The sequence below is a fragment of the Rhodopirellula sp. P2 genome, from assembly GCF_028768465.1.
Classification (GTDB): Bacteria; Planctomycetota; Planctomycetia; order Pirellulales; family Pirellulaceae; genus Rhodopirellula.
The window spans coordinates 5,255,647-5,279,154 of record NZ_CP118225.1 but is presented as its reverse complement, the minus strand read 5'-3'; the positions used below and the strand labels follow the sequence as shown (position 1 = coordinate 5,279,154).

Annotated in this window: 17 protein-coding genes; all 17 read right to left on the bottom strand. The window is 54.0% G+C overall.

The window, feature by feature from the left end:
* Positions 1-140: 140 nt before the first annotated feature.
* A complete protein-coding gene (locus tag PSR62_RS18680) occupies positions 141-788 on the bottom strand; it encodes an FkbM family methyltransferase (RefSeq protein WP_274404522.1) in 648 nt (215 codons plus the stop codon).
* A 610-nt stretch (positions 789-1,398) separates the two neighbouring features.
* Positions 1,399-2,523, bottom strand: a complete 1,125-nt coding sequence (locus PSR62_RS18675) for a glycosyltransferase family 2 protein (RefSeq protein WP_274404521.1) — start codon at positions 2,521-2,523, stop codon at positions 1,399-1,401.
* The gene (locus PSR62_RS18670; protein WP_274404520.1) at positions 2,520-3,335 is read right to left on the bottom strand and encodes an FkbM family methyltransferase; all 816 of its coding nucleotides are present in this window, start codon (positions 3,333-3,335) and stop codon (positions 2,520-2,522) included. The genes PSR62_RS18675 and PSR62_RS18670 overlap by 4 nt, the downstream gene beginning before the upstream one ends.
* 201 nt (positions 3,336-3,536) lie before the next feature.
* Positions 3,537-4,721: a hypothetical protein gene (locus PSR62_RS18665; protein WP_274404519.1), complete on the bottom strand. Its 1,185-nt coding sequence runs from the start codon at positions 4,719-4,721 to the stop codon at positions 3,537-3,539.
* Between the two features lie 794 nt (positions 4,722-5,515).
* Positions 5,516-6,871 carry an oligosaccharide flippase family protein gene (locus PSR62_RS18660; RefSeq protein ID WP_274404518.1) on the bottom strand — a complete coding sequence of 452 codons (1,356 nt, stop codon included), beginning with the start codon at positions 6,869-6,871 and terminating at the stop codon, positions 5,516-5,518.
* A gap of 78 nt (positions 6,872-6,949) precedes the next feature.
* Positions 6,950-8,098: a TDP-N-acetylfucosamine:lipid II N-acetylfucosaminyltransferase gene (locus tag PSR62_RS18655; protein ID WP_274404517.1), complete on the bottom strand. Its 1,149-nt coding sequence runs from the start codon at positions 8,096-8,098 to the stop codon at positions 6,950-6,952.
* 64 nt (positions 8,099-8,162) lie between these two features.
* Positions 8,163-8,816 carry an acetyltransferase gene (locus tag PSR62_RS18650; RefSeq protein WP_274404516.1) on the bottom strand — a complete coding sequence of 218 codons (654 nt, stop codon included), beginning with the start codon at positions 8,814-8,816 and terminating at the stop codon, positions 8,163-8,165.
* Positions 8,806-9,549 (bottom strand): WbqC family protein, encoded by a 744-nt coding sequence (locus PSR62_RS18645; protein ID WP_274404515.1) that lies wholly within the window; start codon positions 9,547-9,549, stop codon positions 8,806-8,808. The genes PSR62_RS18650 and PSR62_RS18645 overlap by 11 nt, the downstream gene beginning before the upstream one ends.
* A 65-nt stretch (positions 9,550-9,614) precedes the next feature.
* Positions 9,615-11,495 carry a DCC1-like thiol-disulfide oxidoreductase family protein gene (locus PSR62_RS18640; protein ID WP_274404514.1) on the bottom strand — a complete coding sequence of 627 codons (1,881 nt, stop codon included), beginning with the start codon at positions 11,493-11,495 and terminating at the stop codon, positions 9,615-9,617.
* 36 nt (positions 11,496-11,531) lie between these two features.
* The gene (rffA, locus tag PSR62_RS18635; RefSeq protein WP_274404513.1) at positions 11,532-12,689 is read right to left on the bottom strand and encodes a dTDP-4-amino-4,6-dideoxygalactose transaminase; all 1,158 of its coding nucleotides are present in this window, start codon (positions 12,687-12,689) and stop codon (positions 11,532-11,534) included.
* Positions 12,686-13,573, bottom strand: a complete 888-nt coding sequence (gene rfbA / locus PSR62_RS18630; RefSeq protein WP_274404512.1) for a glucose-1-phosphate thymidylyltransferase RfbA — start codon at positions 13,571-13,573, stop codon at positions 12,686-12,688. The genes rffA and rfbA overlap by 4 nt, the downstream gene beginning before the upstream one ends.
* Before the next feature lie 92 nt (positions 13,574-13,665).
* Positions 13,666-15,330 carry a Gfo/Idh/MocA family oxidoreductase gene (locus PSR62_RS18625; RefSeq protein ID WP_274404511.1) on the bottom strand — a complete coding sequence of 555 codons (1,665 nt, stop codon included), beginning with the start codon at positions 15,328-15,330 and terminating at the stop codon, positions 13,666-13,668.
* Positions 15,331-15,494: 164 nt separating this feature from the next.
* Complete coding sequence (locus PSR62_RS18620; protein ID WP_274404509.1) at positions 15,495-16,589, bottom strand: DegT/DnrJ/EryC1/StrS family aminotransferase; 1,095 nt, start codon at positions 16,587-16,589, stop codon at positions 15,495-15,497.
* A 104-nt stretch (positions 16,590-16,693) separates the two neighbouring features.
* The gene (gene rfbB / locus PSR62_RS18615) at positions 16,694-18,100 is read right to left on the bottom strand and encodes a dTDP-glucose 4,6-dehydratase (RefSeq protein ID WP_274404508.1); all 1,407 of its coding nucleotides are present in this window, start codon (positions 18,098-18,100) and stop codon (positions 16,694-16,696) included.
* A 367-nt stretch (positions 18,101-18,467) separates the two neighbouring features.
* Positions 18,468-19,463, bottom strand: a complete 996-nt coding sequence (locus tag PSR62_RS18610) for a GDP-mannose 4,6-dehydratase (protein WP_274404507.1) — start codon at positions 19,461-19,463, stop codon at positions 18,468-18,470.
* A gap of 409 nt (positions 19,464-19,872) precedes the next feature.
* Entirely contained in the window at positions 19,873-21,198 is a 1,326-nt protein-coding gene (locus PSR62_RS18605; RefSeq protein ID WP_274404506.1) for a nucleotide sugar dehydrogenase, read from the bottom strand.
* 667 nt (positions 21,199-21,865) lie between these two features.
* Positions 21,866-22,876, bottom strand: coding sequence for a GDP-mannose 4,6-dehydratase (gene gmd, locus PSR62_RS18600; RefSeq protein WP_274404505.1), 1,011 nt, complete (start codon positions 22,874-22,876; stop codon positions 21,866-21,868).
* Positions 22,877-23,508 lie beyond the last annotated feature (632 nt).

Genomic DNA, 23,508 nt, shown 5'->3' with positions numbered 1-23,508 from the left:
GGCGTTGCCGTAGTTAAAACTCGAGTGAGGGACTGGATGCAAACTCCGATACGCAAAATATATCTCTTTAGTAGACGCTGGTCGGTTTCAAGCGAAATGGAAGAAAAGTTTAGCTATTCGACGTAAAATGCGTGCGGCCTTCAGTCGGCCCAAAACGATAGATCTGCTGCCGGAATTGTAGGTGGCAGGAAGAGAAGATCCCCGATTCCTTCTTGGTAAACGCCTATAGGTGCAAAATGATGCGAGCGACTGAGCTGTCTGTGGCATCGATATCCCAGCTGGGCTAGAAAGTCAATTGCCTCCTGAGTCTTCTGCCCGTTTACGTCAATGAAGTATGAGTTAAATTCACCATAGATGACGGGCAGGAAACGCGTAATGAAATTTCTCGCACCGCGAAGGAACGATATTTCTCCGCCCTCAATGTCGATTTTAATCAAATCAAACCGTTGGATGTTCAATTCTTCAACAAGATTGTCAAGACACAAAATCTGGATTTTCTCAAAATGTGCAATCTCGCGTTCTTTTGCCAACTCAGGACTCACAACAACCGCGTTTCCCGTTTCACCATCTTCGGTCATGGAGATTTGAACTTCTTCAAAACGCTCTCCAAGACCGTACCTATGTAGGCGCACACGCTCACTCAGACGATTTGCGTCCACTCCAGACGCAAACGCTCGGAAATTTGCCTCGACAGGCTCGAAGGCGTGTACAGCTCCGGTGCCGCCAAGTAGCTGAAGTCTATTCGCAAATGGCAATGTGTAGTACCCAACATTTACTCCGATGTCCAAAATTACCCAATCGGCATTGAAATAAACGCAGATTTTCTATGTCAACCGGCATTCATAGTTCCCGCAGATAAAGCGACCAAGGTGCGTCTTTGACCTTGCATCAAAAATGATATTATAGCTAGCAGGCATTCGAATGAAAAACTGCAGTTCCTCCCACCGTTCCACCGACGTAAACCGAGGCACGAGGTAACAGCCGATGCGGTAATTTTCACAAAACGAACTGACACGTCGAGAAAACGCAGCATATGACTTCTTTACGTATTCTGTTTCTTGTATTGTGCCTTGTTTTATACACCCACTTTTTCGGCTGAAGAGCCTTTTCGGGACTTTGCTAAAATTGTAACACACGTGTCCTGTATAATGGCGAGTATGATTTCCGAGATCTAAGAACGCGGCAAAGGACGTAATGCATCTTGACGGTTGCTGCAGGATTTCTTTCTGTTGGTCAGTCCAAGTGTCCCGTCTTGCTTCGCGCCGCTGTCCAGCAATAGTTCCTTGCCGGATGTCGCATGCCTTCGCTGTATCTGGATGCGAAATCGGCCAAGTAGAAACATCGTGCTATAGGTGGAACGGTCATTATCAACGAATTCGTGCTACTCGCATTGAGGTATCAGTGCCTCGCTTGCTGGCCCCTCTCGAATTCTGTTTGATCTTTGGGCGTTACTTCCCAGACCAATTTGTACTCGCTGTTTGAAACCGAATCGACCAATCGAGGTTTTGACTTCAACCACCGACGTGCTTCGAGCAGACCCTCCAATGAATTCAACAATGCCTTGAATCCGCCCTGGAATCGCTTGCCATTTGGACGGTACCATAGATGGCGTTTCGCGAGTGCGAAGAAGTAGTCTGGAAGGTCCAGGTATCCAATGGTCCCAAGTTGGAGCCCTCGTAACAAGAAGTACCATTCGCCTGCCAGATGATGGTTAGCGTGCGAATTGGGCTTTTCAATCTTCCGGTCGTTCCAAGAGCGACAACCGCCCGAGGGAACGTGAAGATGCACCGCTGACGCTGCTGGGGAGAATGCTAGCAAACCGTGCTTGTCCGTAAGTCTTAGGCAAAAATCAGACTCCTCACGGTGAGCGCCTTTGACAAAGTTAGCATCCATCCCACCGACGTCTAGGGCAAGGTCTTTTCGAACGGACAAGTTGCATGAAATTCCGTTTCGTACACTATCGGGCTTTGTCCACGTAGGTGGAAAATAGAGCCAGCCCACCCTTTTCCTGCTTGCGAAATAATGAAGTGCCCGGGTCCTTGGTTCCTGCCCCGGCAACAGGACTTGCCCGGCAACTCCGGCCAAGCTGGGTTCTTCGAATGGAGCAAGGTGGCTTTCGAGGAACCGAATATTCGGCAAATGCATGTCATCATCAATGAATAGTACGACGTTGAACTTTGCTTCCCGCAACCCAACGTTCCTTGCCAAACTCGCATTTGGTTCCGATTGATAATAACATCGTGCTGCGACGTTATGTCTAACGGCCAAGCTTTGTACTTCATCGAGCGTTTGGGTAGATTGCGTGACAATGATTATCTCGAAGTCGACACCAGCTTGGCGGGTCAGGTCACTCACCGTGTCCAGCACTACCGCTTCGCGTCCGATGGTCGGAATGACGACCGAAACTCCATTGGCGTCTATTCTGGTATCGCTTCTTAATTGCTTGCTTTTTATTTGCACAGTAGATGATCTGTGAAAGAGAGAGTGACTTCGCAAGGTGAGATAGGCCAGGTGCTGGTTCACCCATCTACCGCGAACTGTTGAGCGATCAACCCACAGATATCGTCAACGGACTCTTGTGGTATCCACAGATAGTCGGCAAGGTCTATGTCGCCATGGACGCCTATGGAATCAACTCTTTCGATGCCTGTGAGCCGCCCCTGTTCTGCAGTTGCTTTAAGAATTCTAAAGCACCTGTATTTTGCTTTTGCCATCAACTGCTCTAGAGCATACTGCCGCTCGATTCGAAACTTATTTGACACATCGTAGCAAGGCAGGATCTCGATAGAAACTAAAGGACGATCTCTCAGTATGACTGAGTTGGCGCCTCTCAGTACCTCGAGTTCCGCTCCTTCCACATCGATTTTAAGGAACGAGACTGGGCGACTAAGTCCAGCGGCGTTCAATGGGAAGACGGCAACATGAGATCGTCGCAGAACAGGTTGCTCGGTTCGAAACTGCTCAATTATCGACGCACCGGAATCAATCTCCGACTGGCTGAAGAAATTCAGATTGCATAATTCAGGCGTTTGTGACACGCCCACCGGATATAGCTCTACGTTTTCCCAGCCATTCAATTTCACTAATTCATCTACATAGGCAACGCAAGAGGCGTTTGGCTCAAAGCCGACGTAAGCACCACCGGGAGTCACGGTCTGCTGCTTTACCAAGGTCTGTCCAATATTGACTCCGACATCGACAAAGCAGTGATCCTGCTTGGATTGGAAATAGATTTTTAGTGAGCTGAGAAGGTCGGTCATCCATGATTCTGCATCGCCTAAATGCCCCCAGCCCAAATCACCGCGAATTGGAAAGTGCAAATCAACACCGTTCAACGACCGCTTCCAATTCAGTCGAAGAAAATTTGACAACCGCAGTTTGCGGAGTACTCGGATCGAAAAAGCATTCATTTTAATCTTGCGGTGAGTAGTAAAGGGTGATCTCAATTTGACATGCCTGAGAGCACCGATAAGTCCCTTCGAACCATCGAGGAGATAGCGTAGCAGATACTATTCCCTCGCGTCGGCCAAGTTGATCTATTCGATTGCGGTAATTGATTCAATCTTCCGCTGAATCTGTTGCAGCACCTCGCGACAGCTTCGGGAGATTGCAAATCTCAGTCTCGCATCCTGTAGCGTTTGACTGTTCAGATAGGATAGGTCTTGAACCGCATCGGCGAATGCTTCAAGGAACGAATCAGAAGTTCCGTCTTTGGCCATGGTTAATAGGTCTCCGCGTCCAGCGAAGGCATCAATTCGGCTAGAAACAACCACGCTGCCAGTTGCAAGGTACTCAGTGATCTTGTGACAATTTGACGCCGAGTTCCTGTCTCGCTGTCGGTCATAGCAGACAAGCCAAACGTCGATCTGTTTGGCGTACTCTAAGATCTCAATGGGAGTTCGTAATCCATGCAGCAACGCATTGGGTGCAGTTCGACAAAAGTTCAGCCAGGAACTTTTGTCCAAAGTGGGGTTTTCGTCAAATGGTCCAATGAAGTGAAATTGAATCTCCGGGAAATTCCGAACCAGTCGTTGCAAGGTAGTTCGGTCCAATGCCGGAATCTCAAGATTCCCGACGTATCCAACTTGGATTCGACCCTTCCCATCACGCTTGGCTGCATCTGAACCCAGGCAATTCCGAGCGAAGTTAAGGAATTCGATCCCTATCGCATGAGGGACCAGGAGTTTCTTCTCTTTTGGCGTGTCGTAGTCGTCCAGGATGTTTTCGGCCACGGAGATCAACAGGTCCGGTTCAGACAAAGCCGCCGCGGTTCTATCAATGCGGTCGACTGGTTGGAAAATCCGGTATTTTGCCGGCAGAATCGTCTGATCCATAAAGGCCCCGGAAGAATTGTCAAAATTCCAACTTATGTCAAACTTTCCCCCAACCACTTTTGCGAGGTCTACAAGGCGGCGTTTGAGCAAAAGTTGTGCAAAAGAACCCTGGATGTCGAAAAGTCGGAGTGGAAGCAAGAATTGCTGATCGATGATATGCAAGTTTTTAATGCCAGATTTGCGAATCCTTATTCGGCCGGGACAACCAAGGCGTGTGAAGGGATTCAAAAAGTAAACTTGGTTGCCCAGTCTTGCCAATTCCTCAGCATAGTGATGCTTCGATAGTTTAAGGTGGTCCCAACGCTGTGGTGAAACCACTAGTATAGTGCGTTTTCCTGAAATAAATTGGCGAGTTTCCCTATCGGACGGAACTTGAGAGTTACTCAAACCGTCACCGTCTGGATTTGCTCGAAACGCAAGGCAAGTTCTGCCTTAACAGCGATAGTTTCGGGGGCTACAAACAATGTTAAGCAAAGCTGTTGGAAGGGTTTCACTGATGAAATGAATAAGGTTTACAAGAGTGCATGATCAAGGTTCTTTTTGGAAAGGAACGCATCTTTCCAGTTCTAGAACCACCTGGGTTGCGGATGCTAGTTGAGTGGTGGCTGCGATGCCACAATTGTGGTCTTTGAAGGAAGATCGGTGGGGCGTGTGCGGGACCAGGTGGAAGTCAGACGCATAGCTTTTCGGCGCGGAGAAAACTGTCTTGCCGGTTTTTTTTTGGGGAAGCGAGGTGGTGCCGCATGGCGAAACATATTGAGCTATTTGTTTATGGCAAAAGTCGTACGAAAACGTCAATGGATGGTGCGAGGACGCATTTCTCGATGTGATTCTGCATCGATTCAAGCGAGCCTGTGTTGATCGCCAGATATCTCTATTTCGTCCATTGCACTGTGGGCCGTGTTGTTCAGTCCATTGCCGGGACTTCAGGGCAGGGTAAGTGGCGGAAATGCTTGCATTTGGGCTTTGGACGCACACAACGGTGCTCTGTACAAAATCCGGTTTCGTGAGCCTGCTTTGGGGCACGCTACCCACCGTCTCGTCTTCGGCTCACGCACATGATTTGAAAATCCTCAAAAAGGGGGGGGGCAGGTAACGATCTTTGTGCACGGTAGTGGCGAGCAGATTGTCCCAGTGAAGCTGGGTTCCGTCTAACGCTAGCGAGTTCGGTATCACGATTGTTATTGCCAGGGGCGAACTCGCCTGGCGAGTGCCGTGGACTTCGCGGCAGCTAGTTTGAGATCTCTTCCGTTTGGAATGAGCGGGAGGCGATAGGAGACCCCAGTGAGTTGGACGAATTTGTAATAGCAGTAGAAGGAGATGATGGAGTACGAGACGGAAGTCGAAATGCCGGCTCCAATCAGGCCGTAGCGGGGGATCAATGCAAAGTTTGAGGCGATGTTAATCACCACTCCTAGTGATGCTCCAATCGCGTTGACTTCAGGGTGGCCAATTCCTGCGATGTGGTTGGAGAGCAGTTTCGCGTGTCCGAGGAGCGTGATGCCCGGGAGTAAGCTGATCATTACCCAGCCTGCTTTGGCGAATTCCGCTCCGTACATCAAGTTTATGAATGGGATAGCGGTCAATGACATGACGATTGCCGCTAGAGATAGGAGGCAGAGCATTGTCGCCGCAATGCGTGAAGTGAACTGTGCGCTTGCTAGTGGGTCACTTTGAGCCTCGGCGGAAACTGTTGGGAAGACAACTCCGGCAAGGCTTGAGACTAGGATCCATAGTTTTTCAGCGAGGCCAACGGCCACGACGTAGAAGCCGGCTTGAGCCGTGCCTAGCAAGAGGTTTACAAGAAACATGTCCACCCGGTAGTTGAGAAAGCCAGCCAGGTTCGCGACGTGAGCCTTCATGCCATATGTGATCGCCGATCGCAATGGTGCGATCGAGAGCTCCGGCCAGGTCCAGAAGTTTCCGACGCCCACTTCGCGGTAAACGTGTGTTGCCGATATAGACGTTCCTACCAAGCCGCATAGAAGGGTGGATGCAAATGCCCCGAGTATGCCAAGGTCGAGGTACACGACCGCAGTGAGGTTGATAACCAGTTGCAGGGGGGAGACAATCAGGTTTGTCAGCATGCTGCGTCGAAAGGCCTGTTTCCCAATCAGGATCGCATTGAGGCTACCTTGAGCGACTTGGATCGGTATCAAGCCGAGGCTTGCGATGAGAAGCGGTGTTGATATTCCGGGGAAGAGCAGGTGTCGCCAGTGGATTGCTGCGCAGCCCACCGCGATTGACAGGGCCGCTAGCAGTGTGCCAATCCCTGTCACGTTTGCGGTAATGCGCTGATTGGGCCATTCGCCGGTTGCAACAAAATGGACAATGGGGGCGTTGAATCCACTTGTGAGTAGGGCAAGCAGCGTCGATGGTAACAACAGCACAAGAGCCAGTTCACCTCTCAGGTCGGGTCCGAGCCAGCGTGCAAGAATAATGGAAGTGACAATTCCGGCCGCCAGTGTGACTACCTGGCCAGTGATGCTGTAAGATAAGTTGCCTAAGAACTTTCTTCCGCGTGAAGGGTGGGTCAAGGTGTGTTGTTCAGTGGAGGTTTAGCGTGTGGGGCGTTTCGGAACAATGTTGTGGTGGGGGCACAGCGTCAGTGTCTGCTAAATACAATCGAACAGTTTTCGATAGGCTGCAGTGACTGATTGTCGCCCAACGTGCTCTTCCAGGATTTCGCGGTGTTTCAGCACCTGAGACGTCTCCAGCCGTTCAGTGATCTGCTCCCGTGACTTAAGGTCGTCCACTAAACGAACGTCAATGCCCATTCGCTTCAGTCCTAGATAAACAGGCGTTCGATTTAGGTAGACGATGGCGCCCCGGTAGATTGATGCCAGAATGTTGCCGACGGCCTGCTGCCGCAGGTGATTCATCAATACGATCGGGCAAGATCCGAGCACGTCATTGTACTTATCAATTGGCATGAAGTCTGTCAGTGCGACGTGACGGTTGGGTAAATGCTTTGCAAGCAATTGCGACACCGCTTCGCCATATCGCTTGTCGCCGTAACTGAGTGGAACGATTACTTTTCCCCCGGCCGGAAGTCCTATGCGTTGGATTCGCTCAATCGCCTCGACATGATTGCAAGTCGGGGAGGCTGAGTTGCCCAGTAGGATGTTGTTGGGACGCCCCTGAGGTGTGTCTTCGGCGGTGAGAATACCCTCTCCGATTAGTGAATCCAGGGGGACGCCAGCGGTCTGTGTAAGAGGCAATTTTGAGAAGCCGATCAGCTCTTGAAGCATGTCGTACTCTTCGCGGAACAGCATCACGCAGTGGTCAAATTGTTCGATCGCATCCTTGAGATGCGACGGCCTGGTGCTGGCGAGCAACTGTCTTGCGAAACTAGCCATCCGTCGCAGTCGCGATTGGTCGCGTTTGGCGCGGTAAAGGTCACTGGTGCCTGGCATCGTGAATGTGGAAGTGCCATCGCTAATGCTCCTGAATCGACGGTTTGCATATACCTCAAACCCCCATAGAACCCAAACTTTCGCGGGGTTGTCTGGCAGTGATTGGTGGTATGCAGAGTTCAGGGGCACCCCATTGGACACGATGACCTGGAGGGACTCGTTGGTTAGCTCAGTCAGCCGCTTAGGTGAACCAGAATGAACCTTGCGTGTTGATGTGATTGGGTATCTCAGGGGGCCTTTAGAACACACAAAAAAAGTGTGTTCCCATTCTGGAAGGGCATCGGTGAACAACTTCGCAATCATGTTGCCATAGGGGCTATCTGCGAGCAGATGCAGGGCACTGTTCATTGCCATACCTCGTGTGTGAGAGTCGTGCAGTGTTTCCAGGCGGCAAGATGTTCGCAATAAATTTCTAGCGGAGCCATTCAACCTTCCGACGGAACTTTGCAGGCGTTCCCATTACAAGTTGTCCTGGTGGCACGTCATGCGTAACTAGTGACGCACTAGCCACTTGGCAGTCATCGCTAATTCGAATGTTGTCATGGATGATGCATCCGACACCAAACCGGCATCGTTCGCCGGTGTGAGCAAAACCCGCGAAAACGCTGCCTGGTCCAATGAAGCAGTGCGAACCTATCGATGTGTCATGGCTGACGACTGCACCCGCGTTTATGACTGTGTTGCGTCCTATTCGAGCGCCGACATCAATTGTGCATCCGGGAAAAATTACAGAACCATGTTCGATTCTGCTGTCGTTTGCAATGCATGCGGTTGGGTGGATAAGCTTGGCAAGGCGAATACCAGAGCGGGACATGTCCTCGAAGATCTGTTGTCTCGCGACCATGTGATTATAGCCGATGGCAAGAATTGCAGCATCAAACGCTCCTTCGTTCTGTAACCGTTTTGCATCATCAATAGCACCAAGTACGTTTTTGCCTTTGCCGTTCTCCTGGGCGAGGGTGTCGTCCAAAAAGCCAGCGAAATTATAGGTCGGTATATCGCTTAAGAGTTTCAGGAGTGTTTTGCCAAGATCGCCTGCCCCAATAATTGCCAGTTTAGCTGCCATCTGACTTGGTCCCTTGCAATCTGTTCGGTACCTGCTGTTGGTCTCTCCAATCCCACACGTGTTGGGGAGTTGATGGGCCGCAGTGGAACAGCGTGTCTAGGATCGTTACGTCGTGGGCAAATTCTTTAGTGCCCTGGTCATACGTTGGGTATCCAGCGTAGTCCTTGTAGATCAGTTCAATATTGTTGTCTCGAAAAACTTGTTCGCTGATATAGTCTTTGGCGGCAGGACCAGAGATGTAACGTGTGGCACCAGCTTGCTTTAGGAGGTCGATTAGACGCTCTTGCTTTGCACCTGAGGGCGAAAAGACGCGAGAATCAATCATTTTTGTATCGATTCCAAGTAGATTTGTTGCGATATCACGCGTCGTTTGTTGGTTCAACTCAGAGAGACTGGTCCACTTCTTTTGTGTGAAGATGTCGGTCACAAAGTCAATGTAGAGTTTGAAATACCTCGACTTTCGGTAGGCGTTGGTGATCGCGGCGAGGTGTTTGTCTTGCCACGCATGGTCAGTGAGTTCGACTTCATGGATCAGCCGGCCACTTGCTTTGCCAACGGGGACCGTTATCCAGTGGGGGCCCGATGGCCCGATGATTCGGTTGCGGTTGCGCCAGCTGTTCTTTGAGAATTGGACATCGTCGTAGAATATGAATAGATCGACATCATGGATGATGTCAAAGTATCCCTTCCACGGTAGGTAGCTTGACTGAATGACGGCGACCGTTTTGCACATTAGATTGTTTGATGCCACGAGGAGGTTGTATGCGGAAGTAAGGCAGGCGAAGTCATTTCAGCGGGCTAATAACTTTCGATTTCACCGATTTCAATGCCGAAAACGCCGTTGTTCCAGCTGGCGGTTCCCGCTGATTGCCACGGTGTTTTCATTACGCTGCGGTAATAGTTATGTTCCCAGGTCAGGGGCAACCGGATGCGGCGAACATCGACTTGCATATTGTGTTCGCCGTACAGGTCGAGCCCGCGGTCGTGAATCCAGAACGCTGAGAAATCACGGATTCCATTGGCAAGTTTTGTCTGATCGACATTTGGGGCATTGACGCGAAATGACCATTTTACCCAGTTGAAACCGGTTAAATACTTCCCAGGGGCGCCTGCTTTCGTCGTCACTGGTAGCGTTTCACCAGTCGTTTTGTCGGTGATTCTAATTTGATGTTCGTATCCGTCGAAGTGAGAATCCATGAAGACGCCGTGGTAAGTGATTCCAAACAGCGGTTGGACTATGTAACGGACTAGGCCAGTTGCCTTGCGGATAGCTGTGATAGCTGGCGTGTCGGCCAGCCCCGCCGAGTGATAAAATTTGATGGCCAATGCCGATTGGGTGATCATCAGGCCCTGTGCCAAGACGACGGCAATCAGGAAGACGGTGATTGCAAAGCTGGCGATATTGGATTGCTTCAGGCCGGTAATCACTGGGGCTGGCTCTGTTCTTGTCGCTCCCATCGGAACGGGGCAGGTCGTATCGGTGCATCGTTCTGTGCGACGATTTTTTGCCACCCATGCATAGGTGCGCTCTGCTAGTCCGCGGATCCCAGGGGTTTGAAGCGCGACGCCGATGGGCCAGAGCAGGAATGCTGCCGATCCGATCTGGGCATACGTTTCAACACCGCGAAAAATATCCCCACTTTTGGAAACCGAATGCAAGGTTGAAGCTAATTCGGTTTCCGATATATCGGCCAATTGGGGAGGCAGGTTCTCCGGGGCATCGATGGGGGCAAAGTGAACGTTTGAACGCAAGTCAAATGATTCGACAGTCGCCTTTGTCATGCGGCACAAGGGGCATGCGGCGTCAAACGCCACAGTCAAAGATGGATCAGTTGTTCGAGGGAATGAAAAGCGTTCAAAAAGCTCTGGAGGAATCATTAGCAAGTAGATGCAGATAACACCTAGTGCGAAGAAAGGGATTGGGAATTCTACCAGGATTCCAAAGTGGAGTCCGATTCCTATCACCGTCAAGGGGAGCCAGGCTCGCTTGAACCAGAATAGAAAGATGAAAATTGCCTCAAAGCAGAATGCGGCGTAGCCGGATCCAATCGCGAGCCACTTATGGTTCAGCAATGCAGAGGTGTCGGTTTGCGTTACCATTGGCAGGCTGCCAGGCAGCCAAGCCCCTAGCCCACTTGTCCAAATGGTGGAGCCCAGTTTGTGAAAGACAGAGTCGAAGTAAACAAGTGCTATGCCAACAAATACAATGATCCGGTAATTGATCAGGGAAACTTGTTCTGGTTTGGAAGGGAGCGATGCCGCCGCAGCGCGGTTGCGTCGGATAATCGCATCGACCGACAGTCGATTGGCAGCGGGGGTGAACATCAACAGAAAATTTATGCCTGTGTAGGCATAGAACATGTGATATTCGTAGCTAGACGTGGTGGCGACACAAGTTACCGTCATTAGGTAGTTGACCAGCGCCGCTTTGCGGTAGCTGACACCTACCATTATGAACGCAACCGAAAGTAACCATATTCCAAGTGGCCAAGCCCAATCAATTTCGCTGGGGGCGATGAACGGGATCTTATCGTATACCAGGTGGCGATAGTGAAACAGTGTGGTGATCTCGCCCATTAAAACCGCAGAGTACAGGATGCGGAAAAGCGCAAGCCCGATCCCTGAGACTTCGGTTTCGTAGCAATCACGAACAAGTCGAAAGAGTTTTGAGAAGATCATAGATGAGTTACCGGGTGGGTCTGAATCGCCTTGCTCTCACAAGAAGCTCTTCATCGTGTCAACGACTTGTTCTTGTTCCGACGTTGAAATGTCAAAGTACATTGGGAGTCGTATTAGCCTCTCGCTCAGGTTGTCAGTCTTGGGAAGCGAGGTTCGATTGAAGCCCCGCTTGACAGATGCGGGGGCGCTGTGAAGTGGCACGTAGTGAAAAACTGCTTGGATTCCGCGCGATCGCATGTGTGAAAGGAGTTTTGTTCGCTGGGGCCCATCACTGCAGATGAGATAGTACATGTGTGAGTTACTTGTGCATTCCGTAGGAATGCTTGGTAGTTGAAGGCCAAGGCGATCGGCAATGGGGCGAATCAAGCAATCGTAGTTGTTGTAAATCGTTTGCCGTTGCGTTGAAATTTCCTGCATCAGCTCCAACTGCCCATAGAGGAAGGCAGATGACAACTCACTGGGGACATAAGACGATCCAATTTCGACCCATGTGTATTTGTCGACTTGTCCTCGGATGAAGCGGCTGCGGTTTGTGCCCTTCTCTCGTATGATCTCAGCGGTTTCGATGAATCGTGGATTGTTGATGCACAGGGCGCCGCCTTCACCGCAGATGAAGTTTTTTGTTTCGTGGAAACTGTAGCAGCCCAGGTCACCGATGGAGCCGAGTGGCTTGCCTTTGTAGGAGGAGTTCACACCCTGGGCGGCATCCTCGACGACAAGCAAGTTGTGTTTCTTGGCGATGGCCATGATGGTATCCATCTCGCATGCAACGCCAGCATAATGGACAACGCATATCGCTTTGGTGCGAGGTGAAATGGCCGCTTCGATCAGCGTCTCGTCAATGTTGAGAGTGTCCGAACGGATGTCGACAAACACGGGAGTTGCGCCCTCGCGGACGAACGAAGAGGCGGTCGTGACGAATGTGTAGGACGGCATGATGACTTCGTCGCCTGGTTCGAGGCGACACAACATGGCGGCCATTTCTAAGGCGGCAGTGCAGGACGGTGTGAGCAAAACCTTTTGAATGCCGAACGTTTGCTCCAGTAGTCGGCTGCAAGCTTGAGTGAAGTGACCGTCGCCACCGAGGTTGCCCATTGTGACTGCTTGAGCGATGTAGAAGAGCTCCTTCCCTGCAACAAATGGTTTGTTGAATGGGATTGGTGCAGACAGGCTCTTGCGTTCTTCTGAGTTCATCGGTGGTTGCTCATCGTTGAGTGTGGGATTGTGGCGAGGTAGTCGCCATATCCGCTTTTTCCGTACCGAGATGCTAATTTTGATAGTTGGGAGTGGTCGATCATATTTCGGTAGTATGCGATTTCTTCGATGCAACCAATTTTTGTTCCCTGGCGTTCCTCGATGACACGAACAAACGTCGAGGCTTCGTTGAGCGAAGCGAACGTTCCGGTATCCAGCCAGGCGATCCCACGGTTGAAAACCCCAACCGAGAGCTGCCCTGCATCGAGGTAAGCCTGGTTGAGACTTGTGATCTCATATTCACCTCGTGCGGATGGCTTGACTTGCTTGGCAAGATCTACAACGGAATTGTCGTAGAAGTAGAGCCCCGGGACTGCGTAATTCGATTTCGGTTGTTCGGGCTTCTCTTCGAGGGAAATTGCTTTCATCTGCTCGTCAAACTCCACGACTCCATATCGCCCTGGGTCATTGACGTGGGATGCGAAGACGACAGCGCCCGTTGGGTTGGAATGGCTGCGGATGAGATCCCCGAAGCCGGAGCCGTAAAAGATGTTGTCGCCCAAGATCAGAGCAACACTGTCGTTACCAATGAATTCTTCACCAATTAAAAAAGCTTGGGCGAGACCATTTGGAACAGGCTGCTCGGCGTAAGAGAACTTGCATCCCAAGTGACTGCCGTCTCCCAATAGCCTTTCAAAGTGTGGCAGGTCTTGGGGCGTTGAGATAATGAGCACTTCCCGGATATCTGCGAGTAGAAGTACTGACAGAGGGTAGTAGATCATGGGTTTGTCATAAACAGGAAGCATCTGCTTTGACATCGCCAGAGTGATTGGATGGAGTCTCGTTCCACTTCCACCGGCGAGAATGATTCCTTTTTGAGGCATGATCTTGATGAGCGTTAGAGGGAAGGGGGCAGTGAGAAATATTGAAGAATGAGTTGTCTCGTTTCCGTTTGGACGAAGAGTTGCGTCATTCGTTACTTCGAAAAAGTTCGATAGCTCGTGTCTCCGGTTTTCATCTCTGTGGGAAGCGATGCCGCTTCTTGAAGCTCTTGGCACGCTATGGTTTGTAGCCCCAGAGCGTTTGTCGATTGTTGGTAGGTTAGTTTCGATTCGGGGCAGGAGGCTTTGCCCTCCGTGTCAAAGGTGAGCGGGTGCCCATGCCGGCTCATCCAGCCGATTTGTTTGGCGGGGACGCCGCGGACGTAGCCGTAGTCGGGGATGTCTTTGGTGACAACTGCGCCCGCCGCCACAAAAGCGAAACGCCCGATGGTGACGCCACAGACGATCGTGGCGTTGGCTCCAATGGTCGCGCCTCGGCGGATCGTGGTTTCCTCGTAGATCCCACGCCGGACCACTTCGCTGCGTGGGTTGCTGACGTTGGTGAGCACGCAGGATGGACCTAGGAACACATCGTCTTCGATCGCGGTGCCGGTGTAGACGGAGACGTTGTTTTGAATCTTGACATTGCTGCCAATGCGGACGCCGGGGGCGATGAAGACATTCTGCCCGAGGTTGCAGCCTTCTCCGAGTTCGCAGTTGTCACTGACGTGGCTGAAGTGCCAGACCTTGGTTCCGTTGCCTAGCTTGGCCTTGCTGTCAACGACCGCGGTGGGGTGGATCGTGACATTTTCGCATGGTTCGCAGGTATCGAGCGATGACGAGACGCCGCCGTTTTCCAGGCTGCTTTGAGCAGCATGCAAGACTTTGAGGACTCGCAGGCCTTCCTGCCCGTCGGTTCGAGCTGCCTGCCGATCGTCGCAGCGATCGAGGAAGTGTTGGCATTCGCTTTTGAGCGGTTCGGCTTGCTCGACCTGAATCGCTTCGCCAAGGCTTTTGTTCGCTGTTGGAACATTGCCGTCGGTCCAGGTGAGGTAGTTCCGGTACAGGACCAATTTCTCGTCCCAGGGCTTGGTGTCGTCGAACACCGCCATCCCTTCCGAACCCACCACCGTGAGTTTTTGTTCTTTGAAAGGATTGAGCCAACTGACGTAAATGTGGGACCGAAGACCGCTGGCAAATTTGAGCTGGGTAAGAGTTGTGTCGGCGACACCCGAGGTGAGGTAACTTTCGCCGCTGCAGCAGACATCGGTAGGTAGTTCACCGGCAAGTGAGAGGATGACCGAGATGTCGTGGGGGGCAAACGACCACAGTGAATTCTCTTCTTGGCGGATTTTGCCGAGGTTGAGTCGATTGGATGTGATGTAGTGAAGCTTGCCGAGTTCGCCGGCTTTCACCATCTGAGCGAGTTTCTCGACATAGGCGTGGTATTGCAACAAGTGTCCGACCATCAAGATTCGGCCCGCGGCACTGGCTTTTTCGATCAGTTGTTGCCCTTCCTGGATATCGAGGCAGAGCGGTTTTTCGACGTAAACATCTTTGCCGGCCTGAATGGCCTGATCGGCCAGTTGGTAATGAAGGGTTGCCGGTGCGGCGATCGCGACACGGGTGATGTCTGGGTTGGCGAGGACCTTGGCGAAGGAAGTCTCTTTGGCGACCGCCGCGTAGTCGTCGCCGTAACTGGCCAGGGTTTGGGGGCTGGCGTCGCAGAGTGTGTGCAGGGCACCCAAGGCGTGAAAGTTGCGGGCAAGGTTTTTACCCCAGTAGCCGGCACCGATGAGAGCGATATTGGGTTGAGTCATGGATGAGTTTCTGAGGTGGGGCAAGCGAGTTTCGACCTGTAGCGGAAGTCGTCAAGACTTTCGAGATTTTCCCGTCGAAGCCGAAACTCTTGGCGAGTTCCGCTACCAGTCGCGCCAATGATTGAGTCGATGCTGAGTGAGTGCTGGTCTGGAATCTGGCCGGGTCAGCTACGGACGGCGTCTTTGACCGCGGCAACGATCGTGTCCTGGTCGGATTCCGTGAGGAACGGATGCATGGGAAGGCTGAGGACATCTTTGGATGCGGCTTCCGATTCAGGGAAGTCGCCGTACTCGTAACCCAGATGCGAGAAGACGGGTTGTTCGTGCAAGCATTTGGGGTAGTAGATCGCGTTGGGGATCCCTGCCTCTTTGAGGCTAGCACTAACCGAATCGCGGTTCGGCAACCGAATCGTGTATTGCGCGTAGACATGGGTGTTTCCGTCGGCAACCTCAGGGACTTGGCAAACGTCTCGCAGCAAGTCCGAGTAGCGGGCTCCGATGGTGCCACGTCGTTCGACTTCCTGTTGAAAGTGCGGGAGTTTCGCCAGAATCACCGCGGCTTGCAGCGTGTCGAATCGGCCGTTGGTTCCCACCAGTGTGTGGTGATGTCGTTTTGTACCGCCGTGGGTTCGGATGGCTCGCAGTTTGGTCGCGATTTCGTCGTCGTCAGTGAACAGGGCACCGCCATCCCCATAACAACCCAGCGGTTTGGCGGGGAAGAAACTGGTGCTGGCGATTTGGGTGACACCGCAGCTCCGTTTGCCATTTTGGGTGGCACCAAAGCTTTGGGCAGCGTCTTCGATCACCGCCAAGCCGTGTTTCTCAGCGATTGCATTGATGCGTTCGAAATCGGGCATCTGCCCGAACAGGCAAATCGGCAGGATCGCTTTCGTGTGGGGGGTGATCGCAGATTCCAGTTGATCCACGTTGATGTTGAAGGTCACCGGATCAATGTCGACGAACACAGGCTTGGCACCAACGAGCAGCATGACTTCGCTGCTGCTGATCCAGGTGAAGGGAGCTGTGATGACTTCGTCGTCGGGGCCGATGTCGAGTGCACGCAAAGCGATTTCGAGGCTGTGTGTGCCGCTGGAGACGGTGATGCAATGCTTCGCCCCGGCGTATTCTGCCAAAGCGGTTTCGCTTTCGGCGATCTCCGGTCCCATGATGAACCGTCCGTGTTGCATGACAGCCTTCATCCGAGCGTCGATTTCGGATTGGTAAGTTTCGTATTGGGTTTTGAGGTCGATGAATTGCATGTGCTGAGTGCTGAGTGCTGAGTAGCGGAAGTCGTCAAGACTTTCGGCGATTGAAGGTGGAAATCAAAACTCTTGACGAGTTTCGCTACCGGAAAGTTGAGGTGCTAAGCCGTCCCCAGACGGCCCAACTGGTAGTCGCCGGTGAGGATGTTTTGCCACCAGGTTTCGTTGTCGAGGTACCACTGCACGGTCTTGCGAAAGCCGCTTTCGAAATCTTCTTGCGGTTCCCAGCCGAGTTCGCGTTGGATTTTGCTGGCGTCGATCGCGTAGCGGAGGTCGTGGCCGGGGCGGTCGGTCACGAAGGTGATGAGGGAGGCGTGGCTTTTTTCCCCCTCACCCTGGCCCTCTCCCCCTGAGGTGGAGAGGGGAGTTTTGTTGCTTTGCCCCCTCACCCTAGCCCTCTCCCCCGTTGCCGGTGGAGAGGGGACTTTTGGGGTAGCCCTCCCCTCGCTTTGCTCGACCCTCCCCAAGGGAGGGTGAAGTTCGGAGGTGGAGGGGGGAGTGCTGTTGTTTTTCCCCCTCACCCTAGCCCTCTCCCCCGTTGCCGGGGGCGAGGGGACTTCAGGGGCGGCCCTCCCCTCGCTTTGCTCGACCCTCCCAGAGGGAGGGTGAAGTTCGGAGGTGGAGGGGGGAGTGCTGTTGTTTTGCCCCCTCACCCTAACCCTCTCCCCCGTAAGCGGTGGAGAGGGGACTTGGGGGCAAAGCTCGTCCATGAGGTTGCAGATCAGGTGGACGAGGTCGATGTTTCTTTGCTCGTTGTTGCCGCCGATGTTGTAGGTCTCGCCGGGCGTGCCTTTTTCAATGACGGTGAGCAGGGCTCGGCAATGGTCTTCGACATACAACCAATCGCGGATGTTTTCGCCTTTGCCGTAAACCGGGATCGGTTCGCCTCGCAGGCATTTGAGGATCACGACGGGGATCAATTTCTCGGGGAATTGATACGGGCCGTAGTTGTTGCTGCAGTTGGTGACCAGGACGGGCAACCCATACGTGTCCTGCCAGGCTCGGGCAAGATGGTCCGAGGATGCTTTGCTGGCAGAGTACGGTGAATGGGGATCGTAAGGTGTGGTTTCGGTGAACAACCCTTCGTCGCCGAGGCTGCCGTAAACTTCGTCGGTCGAGACGTGCAGGAATCGGAAGCGAGCTGCTTGTGCGGGAGTGAGCGAACGATAGTGCTTCAGACTGGATTGAAGCAGATTGAAGGTGCCAATGACATTGGTCTGAATGAATTGGCCAGGACCATCGATGCTGCGATCGACGTGGCTCTCGGCGGCCAAGTGCATGATCGCATCGGGCTGGTAACCGGTGATGGCGGCGTCCATCGCGGCGGCGTCGGTGATGTCAACGTGTGCGAATTGGTAGTTGGGGTTGGATTCAATCTCCGACAGCGACGCGAGGTTGCCGGCGTAGGTGAGCGCGTCCACGTTGAGAACTTGGTGGCCGTTGGCAAGAGCCATGCGGACGAGGTTGCTGCCGATGAAGCCGGCGCCGCCGGTGATGAGAATTTTCATGGGAGATGCTGAGTAAAGGGGCTCAGTGGCATAGGGCCACAGTGAGGGTTTGGCGCAGGTTGGGGGCGGTGGATGCAGGTCCGAATTCTTGGCGAATCCGGCTACGGGGCGGTCCGAATTCTTGGCGAATCCGGCTACGGGGCGGTCCGAATTTTTGGCGAATCCGGCTACGAGGGCGGTCCGAATTCTTGGCGAATCCGGCTACGGGGCGGTCCGAATTCTTGGCGAATCCGGCTACGGGGCGGTCCGAATTCTTGGCGAATCCGGCTACGGGGCAGTCCGAATTCTTGGCGAATCCGGCTACGGGGGTGATGCAACCGGGGCTAACGCCCAAACGGCTCACATCGTTCGTCCCGATCATTCTGGGCTAACTGCTAGCGGCCAATCGCTTCAGCGATTCAACGTCAGCGGCGGTCATTTGTTGGGCGAGGCCGAGGGCGGTTGTGGTGGGGGCCCAGCCAAGTCGTTGTTTGGCGTGGGATGGGTCGCCAACCAGGCGAGTGACTTCCGCCGGACGCATGTACTTGGGGTTTTGTTTCAGGTGGTCTTGGTAGTTGAGCCCCACGCTTTGAAACGCGGCGTCGAGGAACTCTTCGACACTGTGTGTTTTCCCCGTCGCCAGGATGTAGTCATCTGGGGTGTCTTGTTGCAGCATCAGGTGCATCGCGGTGGTGTACTCGGGGGCACTGCCCCAGTCACGGCGTCCATCCAGGGAACCGAGCACGATCTCATCGCTCAGTCCCAGGGAGATTTCCGCGGCCGCCTTGGTGATCTTGCGGGTGACGAAGGATTCGCCTCGTCGCGGTGATTCGTGGTTGTAGCAAATCGCGTTGCAGGCAAATAAACCAAATGATTCCCGGTAGAGTTGGACCATCTGGGTCGCGAAGGTCTTGGCGACGCCGTAGGGCGTGACCGGCCGCATCGGCGTGTGTTCGTTCTGAGGAGATTCGTCGGGGCGGCCGAAGATTTCGCTGCTGCTGATGTGCAGGAACCGCGGTTGTTTCTCGAGGTCGCGAAGGATCTCCAGAATCTTGAGCGTGCCCATGGCGGTGAACTGGCACGTCGATTCGGGAATGTCAAAACTGGCCCCAACGTGGCTTTGACCTGCCAGATGATACAGCTCGTCGGGTTGTGTTTTGACGAGGATTCGTCGGATCGTTGTGGTGTCGTCCAGGTCCGCGTAGTGGAGGAACAGGCTCTTGTTGTAGACGTCTTTGTTATGGAACAACGGGTCGAGTCGAGATCGAACCGTGTTGCTGGTCCGCCTGACCAGGCCGTGCACCGTGTAGCCTCGATCGAGCAGTTGCTCGGTCAGGTACGAGCCGTCTTGGCCGGTGATGCCGGTGATGAGTGCGGTGGGCATTTTAAAGTGGGAAAGGGGCGTCAGGGACTCAGGGTATTCGTTTTAGCGGAGTGGCGCGAGCCGCCCGGTGTGTGACCGGAGGGCTTGCGGGCTTCCGTTGAACTCAGGTCCGAATTCTGGCGAATCCGGCTACGAGGGCGGACCGGATTCTTGACGAATCCGGCTACGGGTGGGGGCGGAGTTCTGGCGAATGTGGCCGGGTGGGGTCCGAATTCTGGCGAATCCGGCTACGGGCTGGGAAAGGCCCTCACCCTAGCCCTCTCCCGGTGCGGGAGAGGGGACCGGATTCTTGACGAATCCGGCTACGGGTGGGGGCGTAGCGGAAGTCGCCAAGACTTTCGGCAATTCATGGTGCACGTCGAAACTCTTGGCGAGTTCCGCTACCTGAAAGTGGAGGCGAGACGGACCACTAGGCCTTGAGGACTTTGGTTTGCAGCTCGGGTGGCAGTTTCGCCGTGGCGTTGCGAGTGTCGACGATGAATTGCGACCACTGGGCGAGTTCGTGGATGTCGAGGCAATCGTGCCAGGTTGAAATCAAGACCAGGTCGTATTCCTGAATCGTTGCTTGATCCCAACTCACGCTGGGTTTGCCGGCCCAATGCGAGTGTTCTCGCGATGGGGGGACGATGGGGACATAAGGGTCGTGGTAGTCGACCTCGGCGCCCTGCGCGGTCAGTCGATCCAGGAGTTCGTAGGAGGGTGATTCTCGCGCGTCATCGACGTTGGGTTTGTAGGCCAACCCGATCAGCAGCACCTTGCTGCCATTGAGGGCTTTTTTGTGTTGGTTCAAAGCATCCGCACAGCGGCGGACGATGTGTGTGGGCATCGCTCGGTTGATCTCGCCGGCCAGTTCAATGAACCGTGTGTGCACCCCGAATTCGCGTGCTTTCCAGGTCAGGTAGAACGGGTCGATCGGGATGCAGTGACCACCCAATCCAGGGCCGGGATAAAACGCTTTGAAGCCGAAGGGTTTGGTGCTGGCGGCCTGGATGACTTCCCAGATGTCGATGCCCATTTCGTCGGCGACGAGTTTCAACTCGTTGACGAGTCCAATGTTGACGCTGCGGTAAATGTTTTCCAGCAGTTTGGTCAGCTCGGCAACTTGCGTGCTGCTGACCGGGACGACTTGATCAAAGACGCTGCCGTACAGTGCGACGCCGGCCTCGAGGCATGCCGGGGTGTGGCCGCCGACGACTTTCGGGATGTTGGTGGCGGCGAACTCGGGGTTGCCGGGATCTTCTCGTTCGGGCGAGTAGACGACATGGACGTCGGTGCCCACAGGCAGTCCTGCGGCTTCGATGCGAGTGACCAGTTCTTCGTTGGTTGTGCCTGGGTAGGTCGTGCTTTCGAGGCTGATCGTTTGGCCTGCCCGCAGGTGCGGCACGATCGATTCGATCGTGCTCACCACATAGGAAAGGTCGGGCTCAAAGTGCTCGTCCAGCGGCGTGGGGACACACAGGATGATGGCGTCGACTTCACGGATTTGGCTGAAGTCAGTCGTGGCGGCGAGGTTGCCGGATTGGACCGCCGAGGCCACGGAGTCAGCCGAAATGTGTTTGATGTAGCTGGTGCTGCCGTTGATCGCCGACGTCTTCTTGTCATCAATGTCGAAGCCAACGGTTTTGAAGCCGCCGGCGGCGTAGGCGAGTGCCAGCGGCAGGCCGACATAGCCGAGTCCAACAACACCCACCGTGGCGCTACGATCTTGAATCCGTGAAGTGAAATCAGATGACATGAAGAGAAGGGGTTTGGGCTTTGGAGAGAGAAAGTGGGATAGTCTTCTAGCCTGTCGGGAGTGGCCGGAAATTCTTAGCGGAGTGGCGCGAGCCGCCTGGTGGATGGCATGGCGAGTGCGGAAAGGGCCACAGGTTCGCGAGTGCAGGCCTCACCCTCGCCCGTGCGAGGTCGTGCGGTTTTCAAGTGCTGTGTTGCCAAGGGTTTCTCATCACCCTCCCAGAGGGAGGGTCGAGCGAAGCGAGGGGAGGGTCGAGCATCGGATGGGCTAAAACTCGACGAAGCACATTTTTATCAGCCCAGGCATCGCCCCAGGCATCGAGACTGAACCGGCATTGGTTGTCCAACGGCCAACATCAACCCAAACGTTTTGGATTGAATTTGACCGTTGGCCAAAATGGGGGCCGTGTTCTTCTGCTCCAGGGGCGATGCCCCTGGCTATGTTGAACGAGGCCGTTGGCCATTGGAGGAAAAAATGCAACTTCAAAAAGCGGGAGAGGGGACTCTGGGGCTCAGGTTGTTAGGGACGGCGGGATGGAGGACGGAATTGCAGTCCGAATTCTGGCGAATCCGGCTACGGGGAAGTTGGAGTCCGAATTCTGGCGAATCCGGCTACGGGGAAGTCGGGGGCCGAATTCTTGGCGAATCCGGCTACGGTGAGGACGTGCTTAGGAGAGTGACTTTTGTGCCAGTTCGGTCTGGGCGAGTTCGAGGTCTTGTTGGACCATCAGTTCCGCCAATTGCTTGCAGCTGGTTTTCGGTTCCCAGCCCAGTTTGGTTTTGGCTTTGGAGTAATCACCCAGCAGCAGGTCGACTTCGGTGGGGCGGAAGTAGCGAGGGTCGATCTCGACGTACTTGTTCCAGTCCAGGTCGAGGGCTTCGAAGGTGTAATCGAGGAATTGACGAATGGTTTGGGTTTCGCCGGTGGCCAGCACAAAGTCATCGGGTTGGTCGTGCTGGAGGATTCGCCACATGCCTTCGACATAGTCTTTGGCGTAACCCCAGTCACGTTTGGCATCCAGGTTGCCGAGGTACAGTTTCTCTTGCAGTCCCAATTTGATGCGGGTGGCGGCACGTGTGATCTTTCGGGTCACAAACGTTTCGCCCCGACGTGGGGATTCATGGTTGAACAGGATGCCATTGCTGGCGAACAAGTCGTAAGCGTGCCGGTAGTTCACCGTTTGGTGAAAGGCATACACCTTGGCACAGGCATAAGGACTTTGGGGTTGAAACGGGGTCGTTTCGGTTTGCGGCGTTTCGATCACGTCGCCAAACATTTCGCTGCTGCTGGCTTGGTAGACGCGAGTGGGCTTTTGTTTGTTGAGTTGGCGTGCCGCTTCTAGGATATTCAGCGAACCAATCGCGACCGTCTGGACCGTGTAAACCGGGGAATCAAACGAGACTCGAACGTGCGATTGGGCGCCGAGGTTGTAGATCTCGTCGGGTTGGATATCGAGCACCAGATTGGTGATGTTCTGACCGTCGGTGAGGTCCCCATAGTGCAGGTGCAGGTTGGAGGCCTCGTGCGGGTCGCGGTAGACGTGGTCGATGCGATCCGTGTTGAAGGAACTGCTGCGACGGACAATGCCGTGAACCTCGTAGCCCTTTTCCAAGAGGAGATCGGTCAAGTACGAGCCGTCTTGGCCAGTGATTCCGGTGATGAGTGCGGTCTTGGTCATGGCAGAGAGAGTGGGAAAGGTGGCGGCGGCACAGGGCCGCGGGTTCAGGGTTTCCCGAATTCTGGCGAATCCGGCTACGGAGTGTGAGGGGATGCCTTGCTGATTCAGTCGTCAACGACGTTGGAACGCCTGGAGGATGGGCACTCTTGCCCGTCCAAGTGGTGGATGTCGGCCAAGAGTGGCCAACCTACAACAAAATCGACACGCCGTGACGCGGTGGGGTGTGAGAGGTTGAGGGCGAGTCCGAATTCTGGCGAATCCGGCTACGGGGAAACTGGGATCCGAATTTTGGCGAATCCGGCTACGGGGGCAGGCTAAGCAGGGACGCAGGTGTGATCGGGTATGTGAGCCGTTGGCGTTAGCCACGGTTTTTACGCGCAACCGGGGCGAACGCCGAATGGCACTTACTTCACCCTCCCTCAGGGAGGGGCGGCCCGCTTCGGGCCGGGGAGGGCGAACCTAAAACGTGTAGCCCTCCCCTCGCTTCGCTCGACCCTCCCAGGGGGAGGGTGATGACAAACGTCTGGCAATACGAGACTTACGAACGGCACGATCTCCGAGCGGGAGAGGGACTCAGTTTTTTGCGGCATGGCAGGCTGGAAGCCTATTCCGCGGAATCGGGGTCCGAATTC